We start from the raw sequence: 21871 nt of genomic DNA on the forward strand, positions 1-21871 counted from the left end.
CCTTGTACTGCCCATTATTGAACAATCAAGGATTACCATGAAAACCCAAAAACTTGCTCTTTACACGGGTGTGGCTGCCATTGTTCTCGCCGCTGGCGCCACCACGCTGGCGATCCAGGCTAAAGAACCCACCGAGTCATCGACCTCTATGGCCACGGCTGGCACGTCAGGCCCGGCGATTACGATCTACAAGAACCCCAATTGCGGCTGCTGCCAGTCCTGGGCCGAACACCTCGATGCCAATGGCTTTGAGACCACCGTTGTAGAAACCAACAACCTAAACGAGATCAAGCAACAGTATGACGTACCGCGTGAAATGGCCTCTTGCCACACCGCGCTGATTGGAGATTTGGTGATCGAAGGACATGTGCCGGCCGACGACATTGTAGCTTATCTGGAAGATCCGCAGTTCAATACCGTAGGGCTTTCAGTGCCCGGCATGGTCCAGGGTAGCCCCGGTATGGAAACCGGCAAGAAGGAGGATTATAAGGTTATCGCCTTCAGGGCCAACGGTCAGCAAAGTGTGTTCCGCGAATATACCGATTACTGAGGTCGGCGCCATGAGAGCGATTATTCATTCTCTGAGCAGGGCTGCGTTGCATGTTTGCGCACTCACGCTGGCAATCGTTTTGCCAGCGCTGGTTCACGCCCACCCTGCAGACGACTCCCAACCAGTGAAGGCCCTGACGACCAACTCGTCAGGCGCTCTCCTGGTATTGAAGGAGGGTAGCCTGTTTTCCATACAAGACGGAGCTTCCACCGAGATCCCGTTACCGGCAACCGAACCGGTGGCTCGGCCCACCTCCTTGGCTAAGGGAGCGAACGGTAGTGTCTACCTCGCCGGTCCGGGCGTGGGCGTGTGGCGTTACTCTGGCGTCAATGAGGGCTGGCAACCCCTCGACGATACCTTGCCCGATCTCGGGGTTACAGCTATGGCCGCTCACTCCACCCAATCCGAAACCCTCTATGCGTATCTCGGGAAGGATGGCATGTTCCGGACCAGGAACGGCGGCGCAGAGTGGGTGAAAGTGGACAATGGGCCGCAAGAACCCGTGCAGTCATTCCTGCATTCGAACATGCCGGGCAGCATGGAAAGCGGCTGGCTGTTCGCGGGAACTACCCGCGGCGTCGCCCGATCCATGGACTGTTTTTGCTTCTGGGGCGATGCCGGCGATTTGCGCGGCACGGTGTCCGCCATCAGCTATGATCCTGCTGCTCCTGAAAACGTGTATGCCATCATCGAGGGCCAACTTCATCACAGCGCGGACGGCGGCGAGACCTGGACAAACCTCAAGGTCCCCCATGTCGTAACAGCCCTTGCTTTCTCACCGTCACAAGGCCTTGTCGTGGGAACCGAAAACGGGAACCTGTTTGCTCGTGGCGCCGCTGGCAAATGGAAGCCTGTCCATGGGTAAATGGATCTACTCTCTGGCCCTGGTCGCTACGCCTTTACTTGCCGGGGCCTCAGGTGGACCAGGAAGTGCCGACAACGCACCGACAGAAGTCGCCGGGGGCCGGCAAATTTATGAGCAGTATTGCGCCGCCTGCCACGGAAGGCAGGGTGAAGGCGCGGCCAACTGGAAAAAACCGGATGAGCGGGGCGAAATGCCCCCGCCACCTCACGATGAAACCGGCCACACTTGGCGTCACAGCGATACCATGCTGTTCAAAATGATCTCAGAAGGATGGCGACATCCGTTCAATAAAACTGAACGGCTCACGATGCCTGCATTTGGGGACAGCCTTACAAATCAGGAAATACATGCCGTCATAGACTACCTCAAGACCCTCTGGACAGAGGAACAACGGGAGTACCAGCAAATAGAAAGTCAGTAGCCTCGCCTGGCCGCTCGGACATCCACCATTTTGGGATCTCTTATCCTTGCCGCTGGGGTTTTGATCGAAGTTGGCAGGCGCTTTCTGCTTGGCAGTGATCCGCAGTCGCTGAAGATGATGGCCGTCGCATCTATCGCCCTTGTCGCCAACATTGGCTGTCTGCTCCTGATCGCCAAACTCCGCGAAGGCGGCGCCCACATGAAAGCCAGTTGGATCTTTTCGGCCAATGATGTGGTCATCAATCTGGGGGGTTATCCTTGCGGGGCTTTTCGTTGCCTGGACCGACTCCAACTAACCAGACTTAGTTATTGGCGGCATTGTGGGAGGCATTGTACTCACCGGTGCCAAGCGAATCCTCGCATTAAAAGGATAATTCGACGCCTTTGGAGAACGTACAAAGTGCGCATGCGCAACACAGGCCTTTTTTAAGCCTTTCGGCGTTGATCACGCTGGCGGACCACCCGATCATAAAGTGGCCTGTCCTGCACTCCATGGCTTACGGCCAATCGATTGAAATTACCCCTTACAAACAAGCGGAAGACTCGCCCTCACAAACGGTCGACTGCGGAAGGGAGTAGGGATCGATACACAGTGAATTGAAGCGATTCTTTCATGCGGAGCTTCGGGCTGCCTGACGCCAGGGCACCTGGCACGTGTATTGAACGAAGCACGCGTACACGAGGCTTGTTCCCGAGTATGGGAACAACTAATGGCAAACATTTGACCCTGTAGTGACTACAGGGTTCATAACTGTATAGAAATCTTCGTTGATAGAGGCAGATATGCACGACCATAGTCATGATCACAGCCACCATTTCGACACTCACAACCGTTCCTTTGCGATTGCGGTGATTCTCAATACGCTGTTTGTCGTCATCGAAGCTGTGTATGGGGTTGTCTCCGGCTCTCTGGCGCTGCTGGCCGACGCTGGCCACAATCTGAGCGATGTGATGGGTCTGATTCTGGCCTGGGTGGCCAGTTGGCTCGCCAGCAAAGCCGCGACGCACGCCAAGACCTATGGCCTGAAGAAAACCACCATTCTGGCGGCGCTATTTAATGCGCTGATTCTGATCGCCGCTGTCGGTGGCATCACATGGGAAGCCATCCAACGCCTGACAGATCCCGCCGATGTTGCTGGCATGACCGTAGTCGTGGTCGCCGGTATCGGCGTGCTGATCAACGGCGCCACCATGATGCTCTTTCTCAAAGGGCAGAAAGGGGACATCAATATCCGTGGCGCCTTTTTGCATATGGCCGCAGATACAGCGGTATCAGTGGGCGTTGTGATCTCCGGTACGGTACTGATGTTTACCAACCTGACCTGGATTGACCCGATCGTGAGTCTCGTTATTGCCGCTGTGATCTTTATGGGCACCTGGCAGCTACTGAAAGATTCCGTAAAACTGGCCGTCGATGCCGTTCCCAAGGGCATTGATCTTTCGGCTGTCCATGAACGCCTTGAGAATCTACCTGGCGTTCAATCGGCCCATCACCTTCACATATGGGCACTGAGTACCACCGAAAATGCGCTGACCGTTCATCTGGTAAAGCCGGATCCAGAGAGTGATGATCGGGTCATCAGTGAGGCCGCTGACATGCTCAACGAGCACTTTGGCATCCAGCATACGACCATTCAATGGGAGCGCGGTGACGATCAATGCCCGAACACTAGCCATTGTTGAACGCCCTATTTGCCGAATCACGAGCGTCTGCCCCCCCATGCGAGACATAATTGAACGCCATCAAGTCTGGGCCTACCTCATCGCTGTCGTCCTCGGCCTTTTCGTAGGTTGGAAGACTTCCCCCGGTGAGGTGGGGCCTGACTACATGATCTGGACACTACTTGGGATTCTGCTCTACACCACGTTTACCCAAACACCATTGACTCACCTGTCCGAGGTATTCCGAGACCGCCAGTTCATGGGCGCCTTGCTCACCGGCAATTTCGTGGTAATGCCGGCTATCACCGCCTTGCTGGTATTGGCGTTACCGGATAACGACGCGCTGAAGTTGGGTCTGCTTCTGGTGTTACTCATGCCCTGTACCGATTGGTTCGTCACCTTCACCCATCTTGGCAAGGGAGACAGCACCCGAGCGGTTGCGGCAACGCCGGTTCTTCTGGTCGCACAATTGGCTCTTCTGCCACTCTACCTGTGGCTCTTCCTGGGCAGCCAGTTTGGGGTGAATCTTGAGTTTGGGCGACACCTCCTACCCGCCTTTGTTGGGCTGATTATTGTCCCGCTTATCCTGGCATTTCTGACCCATAAATGGGCTGAAGATTCCAGAAAAGCCAGTCGGTTCATTCGCTTGACGGGCCTGATGCCAGTCCCTTTGCTAACAGTCATACTTTTCATAGTCTCGATGACACAAGCCAGCCAGATTGCCAGTACCGGTGGTATTGTCTGGATCTTGATGATTCTTTTCCCGACCTATCTGCTAGCGGCAGCTCTGGTTGGGAAGGGTCTGCGCCAGATCTTTCGGTTGTCACCCGAAACTGGACGAACTGTTGTCTTCAGTCTTGGCACGCGCAACTCCTTTGTGGTTTTACCTTTGGCACTGTCAATGCCAGAGGCCTGGGCTGCGGCCGTCGTGGTGATTGTCGTGCAGTCCCTGGTGGAACTGTTTGGAATGATGTTTTATCTGAGGTGGGTGCCCGATCGGCTGCTACCGAACACCTGAAAAGACTGACACCAATTTAATCAAACTAAAAATATGGAGATCTCACGTGCGAACCCGAACCCTGGTCGTAAGTCTCGTTCTGCTCTGTCTGGCTATCTTCGCAGCCGCTTTTGTTTTATACGATCGTTCTGAGGGCACAAACGAACCCGCCGTCGTTGAAAAAACGCCCCTGGTAAGGGATTACTCACCCGTTATTGGTCCCGAGGACGCGCCCGTAACCATTGTCGAGTTCTTCGATCCATCCTGCGAGGCGTGTCGCGCCATGTACCCCTACGTAAAACAGATTATGGCGGCCTACCCTGACAAAGTGCGCCTGGTATTGCGCTACGTGCTATTTCACAAAGGCTCGGAAGAAGCCGTCAGAATCCTGGAGACGGCTCGCGAACAGGCGATCTATGAGCCGGTGCTTGATGCTGTTATGGAAGCCCAGCCCCAGTGGCATGACGATCCCGATGTCACGGCAGCATGGGATGCAGCAAAGTCAGCGGGGCTCGATGTTGAGGCCGCCCGTGCCAGTATGAACTCGTCTGAAATCGACGACATTATCCAGCAGGATGCTGCGGACGTTAAAGCGGTCGGAATTTCCGGTACGCCGACATTCTACGTCAACGGAGAACAGTTGAGCCGCCTGGGCCCTCAGGAACTGTACGACCTGGTGAGTTCCAAGGTAGAGTCATCGCAGTAAAAAACTAACTCCGGCAACGCCATGTCACTGCTTGACTACCTTTTACCCTACGATTTCTCGCCGCTGACCGTGCTGAGCTACATGCTCGTGATGGGGTTCTATGGCATCGGACTGCTTCGGATGCCGGATCAGGAGCGGCCGGGCGCATTGCGGATCTTCGCCTTCACACTGGGGGTAATAATCTGTTACGCGGTGATGCAGACCCGCTTCGATTACTACGCGCAATACATGTTCTTCGTCCATCGGGGCCAGCACCTGATTCTTCATCACATTGGGCCGATTCTGATCGCCCTGTCCAACCCCTTGCCGGTCATGCGGTTCTGGTTCGCTAAAATCAGCCTACGTTGGAAACATGCGTTACGCCCCCTCGGTTGGGTCTATAAAGTTCTGCAACAGCCCTTTATCGCCCTGTTCCTGTTTGTCGGACTCATTTATTTCTGGCTCTGGCCATCGATCCATTTCGACGCCATGCTCAGCCGGAACCTGTATTGGGTCATGAACTGGAGCATGTTGCTGGACGGCCTGCTGTTCTGGTGGCTGATCTTTGACCCGAGGCCACCGGCCATCACCTCATCGCTGGGATATGGAAAACGCATGCTGGTTCTGGCTGCGGCAGGCCTACTCCAGATGTTCCTGGGGGCATGGATCGTATTTTCGAGAGACATGGTCTACGACGTTTATGAGGTCTGTGGTCGCGCTTGGCCCTTGGCCCCGGAAACCGATCAACTCCTCGGTGGCATGCTGACCTATATTCCTCCTGCAATGATGAGCATCCTCGGTATTCTTCTTATTTTGAGGCGCGCCATGCACGAGGATGGGAAATACAAGACTCATCCCAAACAATTGGAGAAGATGACATCATGATTACCCGCTTTCGCCGAGGCTGCGCAGCTCTCTCGGCTGCCTCGTTGATGATAATACTTCTCACTGGTTGCTTTGATAACGATAAAAGCTGGAATGGAAAAGATATCAGCGGCTTGATGCCCGAACTGAAGTTCAATTTGATCAGTAGCGAAGGCACTGCAGTCTCGGCTGAGGACTACAGCGGTCATGTGAGGCTCCTGTTTTTTGGGTTCACATCTTGCCCGGACGTCTGCCCAACGGCGCTTCAGAAACTGAATCAGGCCACCAGTGGTCTGCCACCAGAGCTACAGGAAAAAGTCCTCATTTTGTTCGCAAGCGTGGATCCCAAGCGGGATACACCTGAGCGCCTCGCCAAGTATGTTAATCATTTCGGTACCGATATCGTAGGTTTAACAGGAGAAGAGCTGCAACTTCGTGAGCTGGCCAAACGTTACAGGACCACCTTCGGTTACGGTGACCCAGACACAGACGGCAATTATCCCGTGTCCCACAGTAGCGCAGTGTATGTATTTGATCGCAGAGGTAACGCTCGCCTATTAATCAGACCGGATTTGAGCGCTAAAGAAATTCAGGATGACCTTATCAACCTCGTTCAAGAGAGTTCTTGAGATCATTTTGGAAATTACTACGGCAGCTTGACCTCAATCTTTCATTACATAGCCGATAGCGTCCGGCCATACAGCTAGTTTTAGAGTGCCAAGCCACAGAGCTCAAAACCTATCTTCGAGTTAATGCTTTATTCAAACTACATTCAGCTTCGTTTGTTGAAATTCCAGCGCTTGTGGACCTTTAACTCCGACGTCTTTGTTCACCAGACATGAATACTGATGTGTTTAGCTCCTCCAAAATTATGAGATCGCCCTACAAATGAAGCTACTAATTATCGAGGACAACGTAATACTGGCAGACAAACTTGCTAGCTGGTTAGTAAAAGAAAATTACACCGTAGATATAGCTCATAATGGCTCAGAAGCAAATTTTTTAGTAGAGACAGGCAATTACCAGTCAATCATTCTTGACATCGGGTTGCCGGATGAAAATGGGTTATCTTTAATGCAGAAGTGGAGAAAAAGCGGAAGAGACGAAGCCATTCTTATATTGACGGCTCGCTCAAACTGGACTGAGCGAGTTGAGGGCTTGAATGCCGGAGCAGACGATTATCTTCCAAAGCCATTTGAATTCGATGAACTAAAGGCTAGACTCAACGCCATTGTAAGACGAAGGGATGGAAGAACAACTGACAAGATCAGCGTAGATGATTACTCTCTAAACTCAACATATCGAACCTTAACAACTCCCGAGCATGAAGAGTTTAGGTTAACGGCGACAGAATATCGTCTTCTACAATGTTTTCTTAGGTCACCAGACCGGGTTTTTTCGCAAGACGAGCTTGTAGAGGCGCTGTACAATATTGAAAGATGCCCCACCAGAAATGTCGTTCAGGTTTATATAGCCAGACTAAGGAAGATATTAGGAAAGGAAAAAATAAAAACATTAAGAGGCCAAGGCTATTTTTTTGCAAAAAAGCCTAATGTCCGAAAATTATAGCGAGCCACGCGAGCGAAGCCGTCCATGGCTCGACACGCCATACTCCAAAGCTCATTGAGTCGTCTAAGTGTTAAAACTTTTCCATGAGATCTGAAATTAATTTTTTGAGAATTTGGTGTTCCTTTTCTAAGTTTTCTACAGCTTCACGGTCATCAATTATTTCTTTAGAGGTGCGCTCATCAATGCTTTTGTTAGGGTAGCTCCTAGCTTCATTGTAACGATCCGCCTGACCGCCATTTTCACCGGCAAAGGCCACTGAAACACCACTACCCAGAAAGACAACTGTTAGTAAAATTAATGTTTTTTTCATGCGAAGCTCCGATGAATACTGTACATAGATCACTGATCCAATACCTTCAGTGCATGATCAGTAGAACATCAAAACCTTAAATACATTTGAAATTTCATACAGTTTAAAAATAATATTCTAGGTAGTGGCAATTTCTCTGGAATCCGCGCATGCGTAATTAGAGCTTTCAGGCCGACAATGAGAAAAATGGAGAAGGGCATACAAAAATCACGCATTTCCGACAGCCAGATAGTATAGATCCCCAAGCATACCTAGGGTTCCGGCGCGTTGTCGCAATCATGGCATGGGCTGGGGCGACCATTTACAACCGGCTCAGAAAACGAAGCTCGATTCGCTAGTAAAAAACGGTCCCGATACCTCCGCAAAAATAGCAGCCAGGCCCCGGACCATGGCATCAAGCTAGCACGTTTCCACTCGGGTAACTCGGCAATAAAACGCCTACATCGAACGCCACAACCGAACCGCTCGTGACGAATGGCTGGTTCAGTATCTCCTCGACAGCACCTAAGCCGCCCAAGATTGTGCAAATCGAAAGCTACGACACTACACTAATGAACGCCCGAATATGGAGCCGGGGAGCATCACCCCGTGAGAGGTTGGCTTAAGGCCCCCCTTGAACTCGCGCTAACAAATGGAAAATTACCCTTCTTTTTCCTTTATGCTTACGATACGTGTAGATTTCTAGCTCTCGGCAAGGGCCGGTCCTTTCCATCGATACAAAACGCCAATATGACACCGAATAAAAGCATTCGAAGAACACTAATCCAGTACGGAGCTATCTTCGGCTTCCTATATTTTTTCCTTATTTTTCTATCGCACGAGTATGTTATATGGCAGTTATCAGATGAAACCAGAAAGCATCGTCTAAGCAAGGAGTTGGAAAGCTTTCAATCCATCATCCAAAATGAGTCACCAGAAGACGATGAGCTCAGAGGCATGATTGATCGATTTCAGTTGCTGCTGGAGCACGCAGTTATCATAGAAATGAAAAACGGGGACATTATAGCTAGTGGCAACTTAGACAAGGCCAAGCTGACCAGCGTTCTTGAAAAGCCCTCAGGCTTTATATACATATCTCAAGATAGGGAGAATCTTCTCGGACTAAAACGAGTCACTGAACAAGGAAATGAGCTGGTTTCAATTACCATCCTGGAGTTGGAAGAGGCACTAACGGAACGCTCGCTAGGAGCTCACCTGACTTTGCTAGCTGCTTCCGCCATCTTACTACTTGTCCTACTAACGTTAGTCGGAGCAGCCACATATCGTGCACTAAAACCCGTAGGGGAGATAAGAGAAGATCTGAGAAGACTCCAATCTGGCAAAAAAAGCCATCTAAACTCTGACGTGCCCGAGGAGTTCAAATCGCTCATCAAACAATTTAACAACGCAATTGAGCTGGCAAGTCGTCGTCTCGACCGTCATCGCCGTCTCAACTCGGACCTCTCACATATGGTAAAAACCTCAATCTCAGCCAATCTTGCCGTTCTAACGGCTGGCGATTCATCTCCACTTTCGCTAGAGGATGAGGCATTTATGGTCTCTAACTTGAGGGAATTGAGCCAAGCTCTGAACTATCGAATGAGCAAGGCTGATATAGCCGGTAAGCAGATGGGGCAAGCATGTTTACCCGTTGAAATCGCAGATAATGTTATTAATGTTATGCAAAAAATCTTTCCCGATAAAATGTTTAATATGCATACCCTTTTGCCTAAAGATTTTAGTTGGCCTATGGAGAGGCAAGACCTTTCAGAAATGTTGGGCAACGTACTCGAAAACTCAGGAAAATGGTGCCACAAACAAGTCGACATATTGATAGCTCAGGCTGGCTCTGCGCTCATAATAGATATATCAGATGACGGCCCAGGGATTGCCCAAAATGAAGCATCTAAAGTGCTCGACAGGGGCTCCCGACTTGATGAAACCATAACTGGATTTGGACTCGGGCTGGCCATTGTGGCCGAGATCATCGAGGATAACTTCGGACAGATGGAAATCGGCACATCAACAACCGGTGGAGCTAGAATTGTGGTCACGCTCCCTATGACCGAGTAAGGAGTGATCTGTGAGTAAATCATTTCCTGTTTCAATCTACTTTCAATGGTGTATTGGGCGCTGGCGCTGGACGCAAATAGAGCTCCAAGACCTTGTTCCAATAACCGCTTCAGTTTTGCGGGAAGGCTCTTAGGATAGCGAGGACGCTCAGCTCATACTTTCCCAATCAGAGACTAGAGGTTTGAGAATTCGTACTAGTGGTATACCAGCCATCAATCTGTTCGAGGTTTGTAAAGGCAAAATTCAGCAAGAAAAAGGGGCTCCCGATACGGAGCCCCATGTTGTAAAAGACCATGTCCATAGCGATGGCAGGCTATGAACTTATCCTCCCAAATTACCGCTGCATATCAGCCAGCTTACCTTTCGAAAAGCGGATAAATAACACGGGTAGAACAAACAGTGTCAGAAATGTTGCGGTCACGAGCCCACCGACGATCACGCTGGCAAGCGGTTTCTGAATTTCCGCCCCAACCCCCGTCGACAGTAGCATGGGTATTAAGCCGAGCGCTGATGTAATCGCCGTCATCAAGACCGGCCTCAGGCGGGAGACCGCTCCCTCGAACACTGCGTTGTTCACAACCACCCCGTCTTTTATTCGCTGGTTAATACTTTCGACCATAACCACGCCGTTGAGCACCGCCACACCGAATAGCGTGATGAACCCGACCGAACTGGGCACCGAAAGATACTGGCCAGAAATCCACAATGAAAAGACTCCGCCGATAATAGCGAGTGGTACGTTGACCAGAATCAACAGAGCCTGCCCCACTGAACTGAAAGCAAAATACAGTAACAATGCGATCAGTCCCAGCGATACAGGCACTACGATTGTCAAACGTTTTTGGGCCCGTTGCTGATTCTCAAATTGGCCACCAATATCAACGGAATAACCCGGGGGTAGATCTACGTCAGAAGCGATGACCTCCTGAATATCGGCAACGACACTGCCCATATCGCGACCCTGGACGTTAGACTGAATGACGACACGACGCTGTACATCATCACGCCGCACCTGAGGCGGACCGGATTGAATAGATACATGGGCGACATCTCCAAGCCGCACCCAGGCTCCAGAGGGAGCCTGTAGTCGCAAATCAGCGATGGTCTCCCGGTCTTCTCTAAAACGTTTGGCCAGTCGTACGTAGATATCGTACCGCTCATTTCCATTGATAATCTGACCCGCAGCGGCGCCACCGAGGCCATCCCGTACAACGCTCATCACATCCGCCACTGCGAGACCATATCGAGAAAGTGCGCGACGATCCGGTTGAACGACCAGCTGGGCCTCACCAGCAATCTGCTCCATCGCTACATCTCGGGTTCCCTGCACGTTTTTAACTGCGGATTCAATCTGCTGCCCTTTTTCAGCAAGAATATCGAGATCCGGGCCAAAGAGCTTGATGGCGAGCTGAGCACGAACCCCCGACAATAGTTCGTCAACGCGGGTTGCGATTGGCTGCGAAAAGTTGAATAGCAGTCCTGGGTGTTGTTCCAGCTTTTCTTTAAATAGCGACTGCAATTCGTAGCGGTCCTTTGCACTAGTCCACTCCGAGGTGGGCTTAAGACCAATGTAGATCTCGATATTGTTCACAGGCTCTGGATCGCCGCCGATTTCCGCCCGGCCGATTCGAGATAGCGCATAGGTCACTTCCGGAAATTCCATTAACAGAGATTCTAGTTTAGGGGCAACCTCAAGGGCAGTCTCAAGACTGGCCGACGGCGCCAGCGTCACCCGAAGATTGACAGTCCCCTCCTCCAACTCGGGAACAAACTCGGTGCCAAGTCTAGGTACAACCAGTGCCGCAAGCACCACAAGTGCTGCTGCTGTCCCAACAACCATTCGGGTGTGTTTCAACGACCAACCAAGCCCCTTTCGGTAAAGCTTTTCAAGAGGTTTAACCACAAAGCTTTCCCGCTCCCGAATTCCTTTTCTGAATGCAAAGGAAGCCAAGGCGGGTACGATCACTAACGCGACGATAACTGCGGAAACAATGGCAAGCATGATGCTTATCGCCATTGGTTGGAACAACTTGGCTTCCACACCTTCAAAGCTGAAAAGGGGCATGAAGACCACGAGGATGATCGCGGTAGCGAAAAAGATCGGTCGAGCTACTTCCCGCCCAGCTTCCTGCAGACGAAGCGCAATACCATGGTTGTCTCGAGATGCGTCCAACGGATCGGGGTCGTTACCTACCAATTCTTCTCGGTGGGCATCATGTTCGGCATCCGGATGTGTCAGATGTTTGAACATATTTTCAACCATGACAACAGAGCCATCTACCAGCATACCAATCGCGACCGCGATGCCGCCCAGCGACATCAGGTTGGCCGAAAGGCCAAACCAAGCCATAATCATCAAGGCTATACCGATAGAAATAGGTATCGAAAGCAGCACCAACAATGTTGCCCGTAGGTTCATCAGAAACAGAGCAAGCACCACGACGATAAACACGAAAGCTAGCAGCAGCGCATTAGCCACCGTTTCTACCGCCTTCGTGACCAAATCCGCTTGGTTGTAGTAGGGCTCAAAGCGAACCCCCTCAGGCAAGGCTTGATTTATGCGGTCAATACGGGCTTCGATCCCATCGATAGTGGCTTTGGTGTTAGCCCCCATTCGTTTGAGTACAATGCCTGAAATCACTTCGCCCAGAGGCTCTACCTCGCCATTCTCGGCCTTACGGGTCATGGTCACGGCACCTTGACGTATTTCACGACCAAGCTCTACAGTGGCCACCTCGTCTACTGTCACCGTGATGCCATTAATGGTCTTGACGGGTATCTGACGAATCTGCTCCAGGCCCTGCTCACCGTTGTCCAGCCAACCCATGCCACGAATAACTAGCTGTTCTTGCCCGCGGCCCATGTACCAGCCCCCAACATTGGAATTGTTGTTTTCCAGGGCTTGCATGATGTCGCTCTGAGATAGATCGTAGGATAGCAGTCGTGCCGGATTCAGATTCACCTGGTACTGACGGACTTCTCCCCCAAACGATAGGATATCGGTGACACCTTCAGCAGGTATCAACAGTAATTTGACCAACCAGTCGTGCAGACTACGCAGCTCCATCGCGTCGTAACCCGAATCGGGATCTGCCATCAGCAGGTATTGGTAAACTTGGCCAAGGCCCGAGGTATTGGGGCCCATCTCAGGCACGCCGACGCCCTCTGGAATCAGCTCTTTAGCCGCCTGCAAGCGTTCAAACACTAATTGCCGCGCAAAGTAGATGTCCGTTCCTTCTTCGAACACCACGGTAACGCCAGACAAACCAGTCTTAGAAATGGAGCGTACTTCTTCAACATCCGGCAACGCATACATGACCGCTTCAATGGGATAGGTAATAAGCTGCTCCACTTCTTCAGCCGCAAGACCCGGAGCTTCGGTATTTACAGCAACCTGGACATTGGTAACGTCGGGAAAGGCATCCAGGTTCAGTTTTGGGATCTGAAACGCTGCCGTAGCCACCAGCACGGTAAGCGCGATAAGAACCAACAGGCGGTTTTTAACCGCCCAATCGACAACTCGGTTAAACATAAGGGCTCCGGCGATCAGTGGTTATGTGGATCAAAGCCACCTTTGGCAATTTGTGATGCGACGAAAAATGCACCCTGCAAAACAACACGCTTGCCCCCGTCGATGCCTGAGATCTCGCGGAGTCCTCCAATTGAGCGCCCCAACTCTACTTCCACAGGTGTGTACTCGCCCTCAGCCTTTTCCACAAAGACTGTCCAGTCGCCGTCCGCTCCCCGCATCAACGCGCTCTCCGGCACCGCAAGCACTTGCTCCTGGGTCTGGAATCGAAAATACACTTCGGCAAACATCCCCGGATGGAAACGATCATTCGGGTTTGGCAACTCCAGCCTGACGGTTCGTGTGCGGGTGACCGGATCAATGGTATGGGCTTCCTGAGATACCGTCGCAATCGCCAGATGGTCTGCGGCCCTGATTTCCGCTTCCAACCCCTGTTCAAGCACGACATCGGAACTGGCGGGTAAGTGAGCTTCTACCCAAAGTTCACTTTCATCCGCCAGGGTAACCAGCGGTTGACCAGCCTCGACGCGTTGTCCCTGTTCAAAATCATCAGTGAGCACTGCGCCATCCACCCGAGCCCTCAGGGAGTATTCTCCGAGACTACCCAAGCGACTATCCTTCAACTTATCAATATCATCTTCACTCAATCCGTAAGCGAGCAGTGTGGCTCTTGCGGCTTCAACATTTGCTTTTGCTGTATTGAACCTCTCGTCCCCGACCACGGAACGACCCAGCCCGCTAATTCTCTCCCACTCCGGATAGGCCTTCCTGTAATCAGCCTGAGCCTGTGCTACCTTCTCACTGAACAGAGTCACTAACGGCTGACCTTCGGTGACGTGTTCACCCAACGCCACGTGCCGGCGCAGAACCACTGAAGCAACCCGAGGTGATACGTGATAACTGGTGTACCCGTTAGTCAGCAACTCGCCGGGTGCATAGACTTCGTACTCGATCCGCTGACGCTCAAGTTTGCCTACCCGAATGTTTGCAAGTTTTTTCTGCTTCAGGTCGATCTTCGCAGCAGCGCTTTCTTCATGCCGGTCACCTCCCTCCTCTTCGTGACCATGATCGTCTTCCTCTTGGTCTTCTTGGTGCTCACTGTCATGACTAGCGCTTTCCGGAGCGTGGTCACGGTCAGCCGAATGCTTGTAACCTTCCTTCTCAGGAGTACCTTGCTCAGCTAACGCAACTGACGGTGTGGACAAATACAGCGACAATGTCAGTAAATAAAACAGAGACTTATTCATAATAAAAATCCAGTTTCAGAGCGTTATTGGAATAAGAAAGTCAGTTCGCCGGACTGGCGCAGGAGTGCGATGAAACTAAGCTGTGCTTGTCTTTCCAGCTCGATACCTGTTTTCAGGCTCTCGGCTCGCTGGCCGAGCGCCTGAAGGTATTCGGAGGTAGAAATGTCCCCGACCCGCCACTGCTGCTCAAGCAAATCAGCACTTCGTTTCACGCGCCCCTGGGATAACTCATTCCATCGGCTGAGCTGCTCGTCGTATCTTTTCCAAGCAGCGCGAGCTCCCGCCAATTCATATTGCTGCTTCCGAAAAAGTGCCTTAAACCGAGCCTCAGCCTCCAAAGCGCGCCGGTTGGCCGCTCTGGTTTCCGCGCTGTAGTTATTGCGAATATTGAGAGGGATCGAAAATGTAAGCCCTACCACATTTTCTCCCCCATCACGTCCTCCATTGAGTCCGACGGTGGGTGAAGCCGTTGCCCTTCGACTGGCAACCTCAGCTTCACTCTTCAACACCTGCCATTTGGCACGGGCAGCCGCTATTGAGGGGTGCAACAGTAAATCAGCATCGTCAGCACGAGTTTCGAGTTTCGGCCAGACATGTTCGGGAATGCCTTCACTCCCTGAAACCCAATCAGGCAACAGTTCCTTGACGCGGACTTCGGCTTGATCAACCGTAGCTTTCGCCTGAGCGACTTCACTCAGTTGCTGCGAGAGGCTCAAAAACAGTAGCTCTGCATCGACACGCCCGAGATCTCCTGCCTGCTGACGCTGTTCGACAAGCTTCAGCAATGCATCTAATCGTTTCTGCTGTGTCTCAGCTATTTCAGCAACGAGTTTGCTGGCTCGCCACTGAACAAGTGCACCCAACGATTCAGATACTTGCTCCAATATCGTTTCGCTCAAGTCGGCTTGGGCAGAAATCCGCATCGCGGAAGCTTTCTCCTCTAATGCCCCCCTTTGATCCGACCAATCGATCGTTTGTGAAAGCCCTACATCGAAATTTTCTTCACTTCCTGTCCGGTCGGCTCCCACTGACAACTCAGGGTTATACAACGGCTGTTCGCTGGCTTCAGCGTCTGCCTGCGTAGCCGCCGATTGCTCTCGAGCCGCCTGTACATCCGGATGTTTACTCACTTGAGTGGATAACCAATTTGCCCAGATCCGTGTTTCGGTATAGCCAAGTAACGGGACCGCTAGTAACGCCATACACAGCAACACTCGGACTGAGTGTCTATAAATATTCATCGCCAAACTCCCAACGATAGAGGTCAGATAAATCGCGTCAAAGCCCTGCTGAAAACCGGGCGAAGCTTAGCTGGCGTGCCTGAAATGAGTTTGAATATGAGGCAGGAGAACTGGCTTAATTAGAAACTTTAACTGGGCGGGATTGAAAGCGGCGGGCCCCAAACCAGAACCCGCCAAAAGAAAGTAACTAAGGATCAGAAGCTGAACTGCGCAGCCAATTGCAAACGGGTATTGTCGGCCGACTCACCGTTCGCTAGCTCTTTATTGGCGTATGACAGTTCTAACCCAAGAGTAACCGGGTCAGCAACTTGGTAGAAGTTACTGAAATAGGCACTCTCCAGTGTCTGGAAGGAGTTAGGGAAAAGATTCTCTTCCTGATCACCCTCCAGGCGTCCGTACGTGAGACTGGAGGCGAGTTTCGGCGTCCACTGCTGACTGACAGATACGTTAAAGCCGTAAGCCTCAATAGTTTCGAGATCGCCATTAGCATCAATATATGCTTCACCGATACCACTTCGACCAGCGTCACTCTCATTATTACTAAATGAGCTGTATATATAACGACCGACGCCGTCACCAAAAATAGCACCCGCCATCAAAGAGGTGGCGTCTGTAACGTCCAGTCGCGCGGCTGCCATAACGCCATAACCAAAAGCTGAGTCGTCACCGGTCGCGCTGGAATCATCTGTCTTGAGCGAGCGAGCCAAGCCCGCGACTTCCAATCCTCCACCATTGCCAGACCACTTATAGCGAGCGGTTAGGTCGGGCACCGTGTCTCTTGACCCCTCAAAGCCGCTGGTTTCGGGATTTTCGGCAGACACCGAAAATTGCCCATCTCCTACGCCCGCGGTGTAGCGGATCTGTGCCTGACGGACAAAACTCACGCCGACCGGACCATTGAAGTCCACTGTAGTTGGGTAAGCGGTGAAGTGCATGAAGTTGCTCCATGTCTGCCCGGCCAACCAGCCGTTTAATTCACCATAGGCATGACGGAGACGGAGCCCTCGTGAATTCGAGAATAGTTCGTTTCCACCACTCCCGAAAAAGTCCGCCTCGACAACTGTTTTCGCTTCACCAAGATCAGTTGGCGTACTAGTACCAATCCGAACCCGCGACTGACGGGCATGGACTCTCAATGAGCTGTCGCTCTCATCACTGGCAGTATTCAGAACACTAGGGTCGAGAGCATCCCCAAGGTCCTGATCCATGTCATAGATCATATCGAGCTTGACGTAACCACCGATGGTTACGGAAGTATTTGTACCTGGTAGCGTCCAACCGTCAGACTCCTTGCTTTGCGCCATGTCGTCCAACTGACGCTGCAAATCGTTAATCTGCACTTGCAGTTCATTTTCGGTTTGGGCGTGAGTGGACGGGGCCAGAATTCCGGCTACTGCCATCATCAATGTTGTGTTGGCCGCCAATTTAAAGTTTTTAGTTCGCATCTAAAACAGTCTCCATGCACTTTTTTTTTGTTTCACCCAATCGACAGGTAGCGCCATTAGCTCCACACCGAAATGCTTGGGCTATCCGCCATTGCCGATATACGCAGCCCGCTGCTCTTTCGTAGAAAAACAGGGGTTGGCTATCAATAACAGACAAACTTGAAATGAAGTTGAAAATTAAGAGCCAACACTTCTTGCACACGGAAAGCGACCACGACCAAATCAACGCATTGTCGAATTAAATGTCGAGTACTTACAAATAAATTCGGTTTTTTCAAGTTGAGTTAAAGCTTATTTGCTTTACTTGAGACTTAACATCTTCGATAGAGGGAGCTCTATGAAAAAGAAATATATATTGATTGCCTGTATGGTGGCGACTGTTGGCGCTGGGACTATCCACGCTGAAGGCACCGAAGCAAAAAGTGTCACCAAGACAACTCTGTCAGAAAAAAGTACACAGAGTCTAAAAAAACAGCATCGCATCATGACAAGAAGCGCTGCCTCTGAGGTGGGAATGGAAGCGCGAAGGCAGCTTATGCTTTCAAAAAAGGATGAGCTCTATCATGAATTGGTTGAATCGGGGGACATTGAATTATCCAGCACAGACCGTTTCGCATTGGACCAATTTAGCCATTAAATTACCGATCAATTTCTATTAACGATACAAGATCACCAAAAAACTTAGTCGACCAATCTTTAAGCCTTCTCATGATGGTCCCCGTGCCATTTTGCCGCACTACATTAGTTGTGCGGCTTTTTTGGTGCCCACCAAAAAGATTGTGTTGTTAATCTCGTTGTTATAGCGAACGCAAATGAAAATCGTAAAGCGACGACTATCTATAAAACGCAAACTACTCTCCTATCTCACACTAATTGGATTTTTCTGTGCAGTGTTAGTTTATGTTTCACAGACTATTTTAGTAGACTACATCCATGACGAACTTCATCGAAATCAGCTAGAAACAATAGCAAATCAAATTGTAAAAGAGGTAGACAGTAGCGGAAAAAACAGCCCTAACAATATTATAGAAAAATATGGCTCAGGGTCATACTCTATTTATATTGAAGATAGCGAAGGTAAGTCTTTTGCCAACAAACAGATAAAGCCCTATCTGGACATAATCAAGGAATCGAGACAATCAGGGCTCTTTCACATATCCGAAAACAACCGTTCTACACTAGGTTATAGTTCAACGTTTGAGATAGAGGGCCGAAAAACAACCGTAGCTGTTGTCGAAAAAAATTCTTTCAGCGCCAAAATCCTTAACAAACTCCACGCTCTAATATGGTACCTCTCGATTACACTTTTCATCGCAGCATCTACTATTGTCTATTTTGGAGTTGCGATAGCTCTGAAGCCTTTAAGGGTAATGAGCGTGCAACTGAATGCGCTAAAAAAGGGCGACCGAAAGAGGTTAGATGAAAAGGTGCCGGAAGAATTCCGGGAGTTGGTCAAACATCTAAACCGGTTACTTGAGTCCTATGAGAAAAAGCTGAATCGCTCGCGCCACCTGGCCGCTGACGTCTCCCATAGCTTAAAAACACCTCTCGCCGTCATGCATTCTATTCTAGATAACAACGCCATACCTTCTACAATTGTTACTGAACTTAGATACCAGTTATCCGATATGCATGAATTAATAGACATTCAAATGAGAAAGACCGAAATGGCCGGCCAGCATATTGGAAAAGCGACACCAATAGTTGAAAAGGCTCTGGCTCTAATAGATGCAGTAAGTCGAATTTATTCATCCAAGAAAATTTATCTTGAAGAAGCGCTGCCAAGAGAATTGGTATGGCCAATTGACGAACGGGACTTTAACGAAATTATAGGTAATTTGCTCGACAACGCTAGTAAATGGAGTTACCAAGAAGCATATTTATATCTGAATGTTCAAGAAGAGACGTTAACCATTCTAGTCGAAGATGACGGGCCTGGGGTGGCAGATCACCAACTTACGGAGCTTACAAAACGTCAAAAAAGACTGGATGAGAAAACTCCCGGGTATGGACTTGGCTTATCCATCGTTGAAGAGATCGTCACTGACTATACCGGGATTATTCACTTTTCGACATCGCCTAAAGGTGGTCTTCGAGTTATGGTCGAACTCCCGAAAATTATTTAAATTATGAAAATGAATTTTTATTATTTAATTAGACACCTACTGATGGGTGAATCCGATATACTTGTGTATCAGATAGCTTGGAATTTTTACTAGAATTTTTTCAGGAGAGACAAAAAATAGTTCGGAAGCTCCCGACACGCCTGAAAACGATTATCCATATCACCGTGGAACTCGACTTCCGCGGCGGTCGCAGTCGAGCTTGCCGGAACCATCGCCAATCCAGCCATTGCTGAAAACAGAACGCTTTACTTCACCTCACTTCCTCCAGTTTGCTTGTTAAATTTTCATGGTTTAAGCCTGCTTGGAGTATGCTAATAAGAACATTCGCATGCGGAGCATCGAGTAGGAGGGGGAGTTGCCTCCCCCACCCTCTCACACCACCGGGCATACGGTTCCGCACCACGGCGGTTCATGGTTGGCTCTGAAGCCGGTTCATCGTATCCAGCAAGCTTACCAAAGACAGGCGGTCGAACACCTTCTTGGGCAGGGCCGCATTCATATGCGACGCACCACTATTCCACCAAGGTCCACGACCATTCACCGCGCTTGTCCAATCCCTCGGCTCGGTTAATCCGAGCCGCATCAGGTTACGAGCCCGAGTGCGGGCCTGTTGACACCGCCACAGGATTAGCCGCAGGCGACGTCTAACCCAGCCATCCAGTGCCTCAGGCCAGCACCACCTGAACCGGAACAGCGCTGTCAAGGCGCTACGCGCCATGCCTGGCGCGCACAAAAAAAAGGCGGAAATCAAAATTTCCGCCTTTAAAAACCTCAGTTAACTCATGCCTATAGTTTCATGCGAACCTTAAATGAAGTTGAAAATAATAAAAAATTTAAAGATAGCTGGATGAAATAACTTGATACCTAGAGTCGGCGCAATACGTTACATGGAAAATTTATGTTCGAATCCTACCCCAAAAGTGGTGTCTTCGGAACTGGCCAGTTCCGCCTCAACTCGAGACACATAAGCGTAGGCTTTGCTCTTGCTGGCCAGCTTGTAGTCCACCCCCAAAGCCGCAAGAGTCAGTTCCTCGTCCGTGGTATCTCCCTCTGTCAGACCATACTGCGCCCTAAACTTCCAACGATCGAGCTTGACTGCTCCACTTAATAGGTAAGAAGCCTCCTGACCGGGCCCATGACTTTCATCGGCCCTCTGATAAAGCGCACCTATCTGAAAGTCACCCAGCCTAGCTATACCTACAGCTCGCAGGATATTGAGACGCTCGCCTCCGCTTGAATCCGCTTCCAATGAATCCTCAACGTCGGAGTCATATGCGACGCTCCCGAAGAACCTGCCGTTATCAAAGGTAACCGCGCTCGAGATAGTATCGGCGGGGCCATCGTTTTCTGCGCCAGTTGACTGCTCCTCACCTGGGACCACGGCAATATCAAAACCTATAGCGTCCAGAAAGCGCGGAGAACTGTACTGAATAATATTGCTGGTTCGGTTTTCTCCAGCGATGATGTTCTTAATATCTCCCTGCAAGTCATTAAATTGGTCGATCTTTCCTTGGGATGATTTTAATGGCGTATCAAACTTTCCTGCTATTAAAGTACCTAAGTCGTCATGCTTAAAGCCGCCAAAGATATTTCGCTGTGAAAGAGTTTGGCCGTCCTTGTCCCCATCATCAATGGCGATTTCGAATTCGGCCTTATAAATCGCTTCCAGGCCCTCGATATCGGTATAAAATGCACCTTTTATGCCCAGACGTGAGGCATTACTTTGGAGCTTCCAGGTGCCATTATTACCATCATCCTGATTCTCATAAGAAACATTGGCTTTGCCGTAGATTTCTGCCCCTTCGAAAGCAAGCGAACTGAATGACGCCACACTTAATCCACCAAAAACCAACATTGAAAAATATTTATTCATGAGATAGATCCCCAAATTAAACAACAAAACATGACACTTGAACCTTTCAAATGTTGAGTAGATGGTGGTATCGCAGCGTTACAAATAAGTTACAAACAGATTATTTATCTTTAAATTCAAAATGATAAATAAAAACCTTTAATTATAAAATGTAGAGCTGAATTGAACTTGAAAATCAAAGCATCAACGGTTTATTGAATATTTTTGTATGAAAATGAGAGATTGCACCTTCGTCTAGTTATCGGGGTCTAGTTATCGGAGCCTGATTATCGGTACGATAATCAGGCTGTTTGTCCTCGAAGGCGCTCGACACCTCCTAGCGCTTAAGGCCTGAAACCAAGCGGTACAGCTATCGATGCCTGGAACACGTGATCGAAATGGCCGTGCAACCGCGCTAGGCCTGTACGAAAACAAGTAGCGCGAGGTCCGAAGCCCG

General features: G+C 50.2%; 18 protein-coding genes and 2 pseudogenes. 13 read left to right on the forward strand and 7 right to left on the reverse strand.

Annotated features, from left to right (window positions below; translation table 11 throughout):
* Positions 1-37 precede the first annotated feature (37 nt).
* The 10 genes and pseudogenes from FXO11_RS12710 to FXO11_RS12755 all read left to right on the forward strand — a co-directional run bounded on the left by FXO11_RS12710 (position 38) and on the right by FXO11_RS12755 (position 7612).
* Positions 38-550 (forward strand): DUF411 domain-containing protein, encoded by a 513-nt coding sequence (locus tag FXO11_RS12710; RefSeq protein ID WP_148863319.1) that lies wholly within the window; start codon positions 38-40, stop codon positions 548-550.
* Between the two features lie 10 nt (positions 551-560).
* Complete coding sequence (locus FXO11_RS12715) at positions 561-1415, forward strand: WD40/YVTN/BNR-like repeat-containing protein (RefSeq protein ID WP_148863320.1); 855 nt, start codon at positions 561-563, stop codon at positions 1413-1415.
* Entirely contained in the window at positions 1408-1836 is a 429-nt protein-coding gene (locus FXO11_RS12720) for a c-type cytochrome (RefSeq protein ID WP_148863321.1), read from the forward strand. The genes FXO11_RS12715 and FXO11_RS12720 overlap by 8 nt, the downstream gene beginning before the upstream one ends.
* 36 nt (positions 1837-1872) lie before the next feature.
* A pseudogene (locus FXO11_RS12725) lies at positions 1873-2209 on the forward strand (cation transporter); the annotation flags it as partial.
* Positions 2210-2618: 409 nt separating this feature from the next.
* Positions 2619-3518, forward strand: a complete 900-nt coding sequence (locus FXO11_RS12730) for a cation diffusion facilitator family transporter (RefSeq protein WP_148863322.1) — start codon at positions 2619-2621, stop codon at positions 3516-3518.
* Positions 3484-4515, forward strand: coding sequence for an arsenic resistance protein (locus FXO11_RS12735; protein WP_227545896.1), 1032 nt, complete (start codon positions 3484-3486; stop codon positions 4513-4515). The genes FXO11_RS12730 and FXO11_RS12735 overlap by 35 nt, the downstream gene beginning before the upstream one ends.
* Positions 4516-4561: 46 nt before the next feature.
* Positions 4562-5200, forward strand: a complete 639-nt coding sequence (locus FXO11_RS12740; protein WP_148863323.1) for a DsbA family protein — start codon at positions 4562-4564, stop codon at positions 5198-5200.
* 21 nt (positions 5201-5221) lie between these two features.
* The gene (locus FXO11_RS12745; RefSeq protein WP_148863324.1) at positions 5222-6064 is read left to right on the forward strand and encodes a cytochrome c oxidase assembly protein; all 843 of its coding nucleotides are present in this window, start codon (positions 5222-5224) and stop codon (positions 6062-6064) included.
* The gene (locus FXO11_RS12750) at positions 6061-6672 is read left to right on the forward strand and encodes an SCO family protein (RefSeq protein WP_148863325.1); all 612 of its coding nucleotides are present in this window, start codon (positions 6061-6063) and stop codon (positions 6670-6672) included. Before FXO11_RS12745 ends, FXO11_RS12750 begins: the two co-directional genes overlap by 4 nt.
* 259 nt (positions 6673-6931) lie before the next feature.
* Positions 6932-7612 carry a response regulator gene (locus FXO11_RS12755; protein WP_148863326.1) on the forward strand — a complete coding sequence of 227 codons (681 nt, stop codon included), beginning with the start codon at positions 6932-6934 and terminating at the stop codon, positions 7610-7612.
* A 70-nt stretch (positions 7613-7682) separates the two neighbouring features.
* On the opposite strand, the gene FXO11_RS12760 is transcribed toward FXO11_RS12755, so the two are convergent.
* Positions 7683-7922, reverse strand: a complete 240-nt coding sequence (locus FXO11_RS12760) for a hypothetical protein (protein ID WP_148863327.1) — start codon at positions 7920-7922, stop codon at positions 7683-7685.
* Between the two features lie 729 nt (positions 7923-8651).
* Here FXO11_RS12760 and FXO11_RS12765 point away from each other — a divergent pair.
* Positions 8652-9974: a sensor histidine kinase gene (locus tag FXO11_RS12765; RefSeq protein ID WP_148863328.1), complete on the forward strand. Its 1323-nt coding sequence runs from the start codon at positions 8652-8654 to the stop codon at positions 9972-9974.
* A gap of 334 nt (positions 9975-10308) precedes the next feature.
* Here the strand turns inward: FXO11_RS12765 and FXO11_RS12770 are convergent, their stop codons facing one another.
* The 4 genes from FXO11_RS12770 to FXO11_RS12785 all read right to left on the reverse strand — a co-directional run bounded on the left by FXO11_RS12770 (position 10309) and on the right by FXO11_RS12785 (position 17436).
* Entirely contained in the window at positions 10309-13506 is a 3198-nt protein-coding gene (locus FXO11_RS12770; protein WP_148863329.1) for an efflux RND transporter permease subunit, read from the reverse strand.
* A gap of 14 nt (positions 13507-13520) precedes the next feature.
* Entirely contained in the window at positions 13521-14750 is a 1230-nt protein-coding gene (locus FXO11_RS12775; protein WP_148863330.1) for an efflux RND transporter periplasmic adaptor subunit, read from the reverse strand.
* Between the two features lie 23 nt (positions 14751-14773).
* Positions 14774-15991 carry a TolC family protein gene (locus FXO11_RS12780; protein WP_148863331.1) on the reverse strand — a complete coding sequence of 406 codons (1218 nt, stop codon included), beginning with the start codon at positions 15989-15991 and terminating at the stop codon, positions 14774-14776.
* A 194-nt stretch (positions 15992-16185) separates the two neighbouring features.
* Entirely contained in the window at positions 16186-17436 is a 1251-nt protein-coding gene (locus tag FXO11_RS12785) for a DcaP family trimeric outer membrane transporter (protein ID WP_148863332.1), read from the reverse strand.
* A gap of 337 nt (positions 17437-17773) precedes the next feature.
* Between FXO11_RS12785 and FXO11_RS12790 the strand changes: the two genes are divergently transcribed.
* Both FXO11_RS12790 and FXO11_RS12795 read left to right on the forward strand, forming a co-directional pair.
* Positions 17774-18073 carry a hypothetical protein gene (locus FXO11_RS12790; protein ID WP_148863333.1) on the forward strand — a complete coding sequence of 100 codons (300 nt, stop codon included), beginning with the start codon at positions 17774-17776 and terminating at the stop codon, positions 18071-18073.
* Between the two features lie 175 nt (positions 18074-18248).
* Positions 18249-19562, forward strand: a complete 1314-nt coding sequence (locus FXO11_RS12795; RefSeq protein WP_148863334.1) for an ATP-binding protein — start codon at positions 18249-18251, stop codon at positions 19560-19562.
* A gap of 409 nt (positions 19563-19971) precedes the next feature.
* Here FXO11_RS12795 and FXO11_RS20515 read toward each other — a convergent pair.
* Together FXO11_RS20515 and FXO11_RS12805 are read right to left on the reverse strand one after the other, a co-directional pair.
* Positions 19972-20229 (reverse strand): annotated as a pseudogene (locus FXO11_RS20515) (group II intron reverse transcriptase/maturase); the annotation flags it as partial.
* A 216-nt stretch (positions 20230-20445) separates the two neighbouring features.
* On the reverse strand, positions 20446-21435 hold the full coding sequence (locus tag FXO11_RS12805; RefSeq protein WP_227545897.1) for a porin: 990 nt from the start codon (positions 21433-21435) through the stop codon (positions 20446-20448).
* Between the last annotated feature and the right edge of the window lie 436 nt (positions 21436-21871).

Origin of the sequence: Marinobacter fonticola, assembly GCF_008122265.1 — a bacterium.
GTDB lineage: Bacteria > Pseudomonadota > Gammaproteobacteria > Pseudomonadales > Oleiphilaceae > Marinobacter_A > Marinobacter_A fonticola.